Annotated in this window: 4 protein-coding genes; all 4 read left to right on the top strand. The window is 33.6% G+C overall.

Translation table 11 applies throughout. The annotated features are described in order from the left end of the window. A partial coding sequence (locus F6K15_RS26645; protein WP_293066644.1) for a WD40 repeat domain-containing protein occupies positions 1–3,230 on the top strand: 3,230 nt, incomplete at its 5' end. 214 nt (positions 3,231–3,444) lie between these two features. Next, positions 3,445–3,651 (top strand): hypothetical protein, encoded by a 207-nt coding sequence (locus F6K15_RS26640; RefSeq protein ID WP_293066641.1) that lies wholly within the window; start codon positions 3,445–3,447, stop codon positions 3,649–3,651. Positions 3,652–3,928: 277 nt separating this feature from the next. Next, positions 3,929–4,696 carry a 16S rRNA (guanine(527)-N(7))-methyltransferase RsmG gene (gene rsmG / locus F6K15_RS26635; protein ID WP_293066638.1) on the top strand — a complete coding sequence of 256 codons (768 nt, stop codon included), beginning with the start codon at positions 3,929–3,931 and terminating at the stop codon, positions 4,694–4,696. A gap of 1,003 nt (positions 4,697–5,699) precedes the next feature. Further along, positions 5,700–8,942: an EAL domain-containing protein gene (locus tag F6K15_RS26630; protein WP_293066635.1), complete on the top strand. Its 3,243-nt coding sequence runs from the start codon at positions 5,700–5,702 to the stop codon at positions 8,940–8,942. Positions 8,943–9,258 lie beyond the last annotated feature (316 nt).

The following is a 9,258-nucleotide window of genomic DNA, read 5'->3' as shown; positions in this document are numbered from 1 at the left end:
TCAAGATTCGTCCGATTGAATTGCAAGTAGTGGGAAGTCAACTACAAGAAGAAAAACCTCCTATTAAAACCTTAGATAGATTTCAGCAAAAATTTGGCATTAATCCACAAGAAGCCAAAGAAAAATTGATTAAAAAGTTTTTGGAGCAAGTAATCGTAGATTGTGGAAAGAAAAATGAAGAAACTACCATGCAAATTTTGTTTGCACTGACTAATGATAATTTAACTAGAGCTAGTCGAACTCAGACAGAATTATTAGAAAGAATTGAACAATTTACAAAACAAAATTTGCTATCTACATTTAATAATAATTTAGATAAAATCACCAAAAATCAACTTAATCTTATTGAGAGTAAAGAAATTAATCTGCCAGAATTAATTTTAGAAATTTTAATAGATTCAGGATTATTATTTGTCAGGAAAGAATCCCATGAAAAACACTACCAGCTAGTTCATGATTATTTAGTAAAACCAATCCGTCAAAGATTTAATTTAGAAGAGAGATTACTCCAAGCTGAAGTTGAAATTAAGCAAGCAGAAATCGCTAAAAAACAAGCAGAAAGCGAAAAAATAATTAGTCAAACTCAACTAAATATTGCCTTAAAACGACAACTAGCAGTAGCAATTGTAGGAATTATTTCCATGTCACTGTCAACCATCGCCACACTAGGTTTTTGGCAGAGAACAATATTTCAAAAACAGGTGGCAGATGCTCAAAAATATCGAGCAGATATTAATAGCATGACTGCTGCTTCGGAAGCATTATTTTTTTCAGATTATAAATTTGATGCTCTGATAGAAAGTCTCAGAGCAGGTGAAAAATGGACAAATATCAAACAATCATTAGGTGAAAATCATCTTTCAAATGATACCGAATATCGAATTGCAGCTTCCCTACAACAAGCAGTTTATGGAGTCAAAGAATATAATCATTTAGAAGGACATGGTGATGTAGTTTGGAGTGTAACTTTTCAACCTGAAGGTAATTTAATTGCTTCTGCTAGTGTAGATAAAACTATTAAATTATGGACCCACGATGGCAAATTAGAAAAGACATTAGAAGGTCATACAGATAGTGTCAGCAGAATTAGTTTTAGCTCAGATGGAAAATATCTAGCTTCTGCTTCCCATGACCGCACAGTTAAAATATGGAACCTTCAGCAAACAGAAATTAAACCTCTGAACCTGAAAAGTCATAGAGATGAAGTAACAGCAGTCAGCTTCAGTCCAGATAGTAGAATATTAGCATCAGGTTCCCAAGACAAAACAATCAAAATTTGGAGCAAAACAGGAAAATTACTCAGAACAATTAAAACCAAAGCAGTTGTCAATTCGGTTAGTTTTAGTCCAGATGGGCAGGTCGTTGCGGCTGCTAATGCAAATGGCACTGTCAAATTATGGAATCTTAGAGGCAGACTATTGGCAACTTTAAACCATGGAAATGGCAATCAGAATTATCCAGTCTACAGTGTAAATTTTTCCCCTGATGGTGGCAGGATAGTTACAGGAGGTGGAGACCAAACAATTAAAATTTGGCGCTTTTCTAGAAACAGAGTTATCCTCGAAACTAAAATTATCGGGCATAAGCAAGAAGTTCTCAGTGCTAGTTTTTCCCCTGATGGTCAAATAATAGCTTCCTCTAGTGCGGATAATACCATCAAAATTTGGAACCGAGATGGAAGTCTATTGAAGACTTTTGCTGGTCATGGAGACAAAGTTACTCAGGTTAGTTTTAGCCCCAATGGTCAAACCTTGGCTTCAGCAAGTTATGACAAAACTATTAAATTGTGGAGTCTCAAAAACAGTTCTCTCAATATTCTACGAGGACATAAACACAGAGTTCTGGGTGTGACTTTCAGTCAAGATGGTAATATCTTAGCTTCTGCATCTCAAGATAATACAATTAAACTATGGAGTCGTGCAGGTAAGTTACTCAAGACTCTTCAGGGACATACAGATAGAGTCGCAAGTGTAAATTTTAGTCCAGATGGTGAAATTCTCGCTTCTGGTAGTTATGACAATACAGTAAAATTGTGGTATCTTAACTATCCAGAGAAAATCTGGAATTCAGAATTACTTGATTATTCCAGGTATTGGCAACTATACAGTCAAAATGATCGGTTTCTCGATCTCAATAGCAGGAGAATTAAATTATATTTAAGTCAACAGGGAAAAGTTACAGATCATATTGCTACTAAGCTTCAATGTTTCGTCAAAGTAAGTAATTTTTGCATAGTTCCCCTGAGCAAAATTATTTCCTTACTTCCCCATAATTTTACCCTTCTGCCACAGTTCAATTTTTCTACAAATCAATATTTTGAAGAGGGAAAATATAGCAGTTTGACTAATATTGCCCCAGTACGAACGTTGCATGCAACGTCCGTACAAGCAGAAGTTGTAACCAGACTACAATGTTGTTCAGAAGCTATCAGAAATATTTGTGTTGATTGGAATTGGAATATAAATTATCATTCTGTTTATCCTATCTCTAAGAATATTAATCTTATCGGACATAGTGATAGTGTAATGAGTGTTAGCTTTAGTCCGAACAATCAAATTATTGCTTCTGGTAGTAAAGATAAAACAGTTAAGTTGTGGAACCGCAGAGGTAAATTACTTAAAACTTTAGTTGGTCATAAAAAATGGGTCAATAGTGTTAGTTTTAGTCCCGATGGTAAAATGCTTGCTTCTGCCAGCGATGATGGTACTGTGAAACTCTGGACTCAAGATGGTAAGTTGCTCAGAACTATTCCTGCTCACGATAATTGGGTGTTGGGGGTAAGTTTTAGTCCTGATGGTCAGGCGATCGCTACCGCTAGTTATGATAATATGGTTAAACTCTGGAGTATAAATGGCAAGTTATTGAAAACTTTTTTAAAAGGTTCTAGTGATAGTGTAACCAGTGTTAGTTTTAGTCCAGATGGTCAGGTAATTGCTTCATCTAGTTATGATGGTAAAGTTAAGTTATGGAGTCTTAATGATGATGATGATGATGGAACTTTATTGAAAACTTTGAGCGGTCATGGAGATAGTGTGATGAGTGTTAATTTTAGTTCTGATGGTAAATTGTTAGCTTCAGGTAGCAGAGATAATACTATTATTTTGTGGAATTTGGCATTGGATGATTTGTTAGAAAAAGGTTGTAGTTGGGTGAGTGATTATTTACAAACTAATCCTAATGTTTCTGATAGCGATCGTCAGCTTTGTGAAAAATTAAATGGAAGGGAGTAGGGGTAATAATTTAGAATTTAGAATTTAGAATTACCTCTTTTATGAATGTTTGCTATGAAGATCTATTATATCATGTCCGGTTGAACAGTGATAAATAAATACGGAGTCCTCAGGAGTCAGGAGGGAAGAAAGAAGAGGAAGAATAGGAGAAGAAGAAGAAAGTTTTTTTATAACGCTCTTATCCTGACACAATATTATACCAATTAAAAAAAGAATGTTATATAGTATCCAGATAATTAGTTATTGTATGATGAGAGAAGTCAGTCCTCAGGAGTCAGTAGTCAGTAGACATCTCCAGAAAAGAGGCAACAGGCAACAGCTCATCTGGCAACAGGGAGAAATAATTGATAACTTATGGATAAGAATTGATTTTATTTTGGATTTTTGGAGATGTCTAGTAGTCAGTAGGAAGAAAGGATGAGAGTTAGAATTATCTGAGGATATTCCGGCATTTTATGTCTGCATTGCATGGAAGTAGAAAGTGCGATAACTGTATAACCGGATTTTATATTACAAATAGTTTCAAACTTTAGATGTGAAATAATTTCCGTAAATTACTGTAGTGTTAAAGTGTTGAATCCATAAAATATTGCTTTTGTAAGGACGAATGCCATTCGCCCCTACGACTTCCGTGAAACTATATTACCTGTTGCTTATTCCCTATTCCCTATTCCCTATTCCCTGTTCTCTAAAGCGAAATGAATAATAATAATAACGAGATATTGCCAGAGATGAATTCTCTTTGGCAGGAAACATTAAATTGGCAACCAACAGCAGAACAACAACAACAATTTCAGCAACTTTATCGGTTGATTCTTATTGGTAATAAAAAGTTAAATTTAACTAGAATTACTACCCCAGAAGATTTTTGGGAAAAACATTTTTGGGATTCCCTCAGAGGCATTAAATTTATCTTAGAAAATCAGATTAATTCCCAAGAAGAAAAAAAGGTTATTGATATTGGCACAGGAGGAGGTTTTCCAGGATTACCAGTTGCTATTACTTTACCTCAATATACTGTTACGTTACTAGATTCAACACGTAAAAAAATTAATTTTATTGAAACTATTCTGGCAGATTTAGCTATTAAAAATTGTTTGACTTTAACTAACAGAGTTGAACAAATTGGTCGGATATTTAAACACAGAGAAATTTACGATTTTGCTCTTTTAAGAGCCGTTGCTCCTACAATAGTTTGTGCTGAATATGCTTTACCAATGTTAAAAATAGGTGGCATGGCAATTTTATATCGGGGAAATTTTACAACTAATGAACAGGCTAATTTACGAGAAGTTGTCAAATTTTTGGGAGGAAAAATACATACTATTGAAGAATTTAAAACTCCCTTAACTAACAGTATTCGTCATTGTATATATTTGCAGAAAGTAAAAAAAACTCCGATAAATTATCCTCGTCCAGTTGGCGTACCTAGTCAAAAACCTTTGAATAATCTACATAAACCTTAAAAACAAGCTTTAATACTTTCATTGTAAGCATTCAGCAGTCAGCTATCAGCTATCAGCTTTATTACCTTTAAAGGATAAAAAAGCAATTTTATCAAAGCTTCAAAGTACGAATCTGTGGTTGAGAATGTAGTAGAAATTAAACGAATACTTGCTTCATTCATTAAAAAGCTTACAGCTAACCGCTAATAGCTGTTTGCGCAGCATTCCGCAGGAAATGCTTACCTTTCATTTTTTGCAGGTTAAGCCTAAACCGAAGATTCAAATAACCATAACTCGTACTTTATGTCAACCCTCCTTATTCCAGAGGTACTGATAACTGATAACTGATAACTGAAATGACAGGAGATATCCCTTTGACTAAAAAGATAAGTTACCGAATAATTAATAATTATTAATTAAATAATTTAGGTTAAAATCCAGATTCCGCACTTCAATTTGTAATATTAAAATTAGTATAAAATCCGTAGCTTACTTAAGTATTTATACTATATAAATTATCTTCATTTACCTTGATCGGGAGTCAAATTCTTAGTTAAATATTAAGCATAAATACTTGCTGAATCCTTGACTCCTATTGACCACTATAATTTTCTTCTTACTTCTTATATCATGTTCGGTTGAATACTTACACTTAGGAGGAAGGAAGGCAGCTATGCTGCTATGCTGAAGGAAAAGAAAAGTTAAAATGGAAAAGGTTTTTTATAACTGATTATCCGAACATGATATTATTTCTTACTTCTTACTTCTTATTTCTTACTTTTGACTTTTGTTTTTATGCTACATCCTGACTTATGACTTATGACTCCTAATAAAAAGCCTAGCTCATTTGTCAAATTGGTATTATAGGTAATAGAACATTCAAATAAGCTATAATGTTCTGTAATACTGAGGTGAACGTGAAACCCTATTCTATACTTCAAATTTTGCGATTTACCTCCCACATATATTTGTTCATTCAGCAATGCCATCTTCAAATCCTTATTAAATAACTGAATAAATAGCTATGAATATTATTGAATGGGTAAAATCGTCAGAAACCAATCTAATTAGCTGTGACCGGGAAGCAATTCATATTCCTGGTGCAATTCAGCCTCACGGAATACTCTTGGTACTAAAAGAGCCAGAATTAATTATTTTACAAAGTAGTAAAAATACTCAGGAATTATTAGGGATTGACTGTGATGAAATTATTAATCAGAAATTAGATAAAATTCTCAAAGTATCCCAAATAAAAAAAATTCAATCTGTTTTAAACAAGAAAAAACAAGTAGACGTTGTTAATCAGATAAGTTTATTAGTACAAACTCCTGACAAAGGAGATACATTTTTGGATGGAATTATTCATCGTTACAATGGTGTTGTGATTCTAGAGTTAGAACAAAAATATTATCAATCTAGCAAGATTTCTTTCTCAAATTTTTATTATCTAATCAGAAATTCTACATACAAACTTCAAAGTGCCTTAAATTTTGAAGAATTAATTGAGTTTGTTGTCAAAGAGGTTAGAAAAATTACTGGATTTGACCGAGTAATGGTATATAAGTTTGATAAAGAAATGAATGGAGAGGTCATTGCAGAAGACAAACAAAAAGATTTAGAATCATACCTGGGATTACATTATCCGGCAATGGATATTCCCAAGCAAGCAAGGAAATTATATACTTTAAATTGCCTGAGATTAATACCAGATACAAATTATCAGTCAATTGCAATTTTTCCCACAAATAATCCAATTACTAATCAACCTTTAGACCTGAGTCTTAGCGTACTAAGAAGCGTTTCTCCTGTACATATAGAATATCTAAAAAATATGGGAGTCAGAGCAACTCTATCTATGTCTTTAATTAAAGATCAAAAATTATGGGGATTAATTGCTTGTCATCACTATTTACCCAAGTTTGTTTCTTATGAACTGAGGAAAGCTTGTGAATTTATATCTCAAGTAATGTCTGTAGAACTTGTTTATAAAGAACATACAGAAATAAACTATTATTATCTTCAAGGCTTAAAAAAGCTAAAAAATAACATTATTCAATCGATGACTAACAGCAAAAACTTTTTGCAGGGATTAGTTAAAGAACCAAATAGTTTGCTAAATTTAGTAAATGCTGAAGGCGGAGTAGTATGCTGGGGAGATAACTGCACTTTACTAGGTAAAACACCCACAGCAAAAAATCTCAAAAAATTAACTTCATGGTTAAAAACTAACATAAATCAAGAAGTTTTTTATACAGACTCTCTAGCTAAAATTTATCCAGAGTCAGAAAATTTTAAAGATATAGTTAGTGGTTTACTGGTAATTACTATAAATCTAAGTCAAAAATCTTATCAAGTTGTTTGGTTTAGACCAGAATTTATTCATACTGTAAACTGGGGAGGAAATCCCAAGAAAATCGTCAAAATTTATGAAAAACCAGAGATAAGATTGTCTCCACGGAAATCATTTGAGTTGTGGAAAGAAACAGTTAAATTAACATCTTATCCATGGCAGGAACAAGAAATTGATGTCGCTCTAGAACTGAGAAGTGCAATTATGTTAGCAGCTTTAGAATCTTCTCAAGAAGAGCTGCGCCAGAGCAAAGAACTTGCTCAAGTTACTCTAAAATCAATTGGGGATGCTGTAATTACAACTGATGCAGAGGGTAGGATTGAAGGTTTGAACCCCATAGCAGAAAAACTCACAGGTTGGTCAATGATGGAAGCCAGAGGTTTGCCAGTGGATCGAGTATTTTCGGTTATTAAAGAAAGCACTCGCTTGCCCATAGAAAATCAATTTGAAAAAGCGATTAACTCTGGCATGACTTTTAATATAGATGCAGATGCTGTACTCATTGCTAAAGATGGTAGTGAATATGCCATTGATGATTCAGTAGCACCCATTCGCAATTTGGCTGGTGAGATTATTGGAGCAGTGCTAGTATTTCGGGATGTTACTCAAGAAAGATATCTGGCAAATCAGTTATTATGGCAGGCAAGTCACGATCAATTGACAAGTTTAGTTAATCGCCATCAATTTGAGCGAGAACTTGAGCAGTTGCTGAAACTCAGGGACCAAAAGCATAATAATCATGCCCTCTGTTATCTTGATTTAGACCAATTTAAAATTGTTAATGATACCTGTGGTCATGTAGCAGGGGATGAATTGTTACGTCAAGTTAGTAATTTGCTGGAAAGTAAAGTAGGAAAAAATAATACTTTAGCGCGTTTAGGAGGTGATGAGTTTGGCTTGTTGTTACACAATATCAAATTAGAAACAGCAAAGCAGATAGCGAATTCACTGCGGGAAGAAATTATGAATTACCGATTTATTTGGGAGGAAAAGGTTTTTAGAATTGGAGTGAGTATTGGTTTGGTTTCTATCGACAGCAGTACTCAAGAAGATTTAGCTAGCGTGTTGAGTGCTGCAGATGCTGCTTGCTATGCTGCGAAGAATTTGGGGAGGAATAGAGTTCATGTTTATCAAGTAGATGATAATGAGTTAGTCAGACAGCGCAATCAGATTGAGTGGGCAGTGAAAATTCCTCAAGCTCTAGAAGACAATAGCTTTTGTTTGTACTATCAATCTATTATACCTTTGATAGCAACTGATTCTGTTTGGGAACATAGAGAAATACTTTTACGCTTGCAGGATAGTTCTGGGAAGATTATTTCCCCGATGGCTTTTATTCCAGCAGCAGAACGCTATAATTTGATGAATAAAATCGATCGCTGGGTAGTGAGCCATGTTTTTGCATATTTAGAACAGTGTTTTCAACAAGTAAAGAAATTGGACTGTGTGTATACTATCAATCTTTCTGGTGATAGTATTAATGATGAGATGTTTGTTGAATTTTTATATCAGCAATTTGACTCTCATCAAATACGACCTCAAATTATTTGTTTTGAAGTGACAGAAACTTTGGCGATCGCTAATTTAAAGAAAGCGGAGATGTTTATTCGCTCTCTAAAGGAGTTAGGTTGTAAGTTTGCTTTAGATGATTTTGGTAGTGGGATGTCGTCTTTTGGTTATTTAAGAAATTTGCCTGTAGATTACATCAAAATTGATGGTTCTTTTATTAAAGATATGGTGGATAATCCGATTAATTGTGAAATCGTGGAGGCTATTAATCGTATTGGTGATATGATGGGGATGGAAACAATTGCGGAGTTTGTAGAAAATGAGGCTATTTTAGAAAAGTTGCAAGAAATAGGTGTTGATTATGCTCAGGGTTATGGAATTGCCAGACCAAAACCTTTAATTAATTAGTAGTTCAACAATTAATAATTAACAATTACTTCTCCTTGAAAACGGATAGAATTGACGCGGTAGAGAAAATTTTTTCTTTTTTCTCCTTTAAAGAAGAGGCTTTAAACCTTAATTATTCGGTAAGTAGAGCAAAAGTGCATTTAATTATTAACACTTATGACTGATTTTGAAGAACAATTATATAATAACTAATTATCATCATTTTATAAGACCGGAGAAACAAAAAAACTGAGTGTAAATTGCTATGAAAAATATCTCCCGCCAGAAAATTTTCTCACGAGAGATTCAACAAATTCATTGATAAAAATAAACTTTA

It is taken from the genome of Okeania sp. SIO2B3 (genome assembly GCF_010672525.1).
Taxonomy (GTDB): domain Bacteria; phylum Cyanobacteriota; class Cyanobacteriia; order Cyanobacteriales; family Microcoleaceae; genus Okeania.
This window is presented reverse-complemented; position numbering and strand designations above follow the sequence as displayed.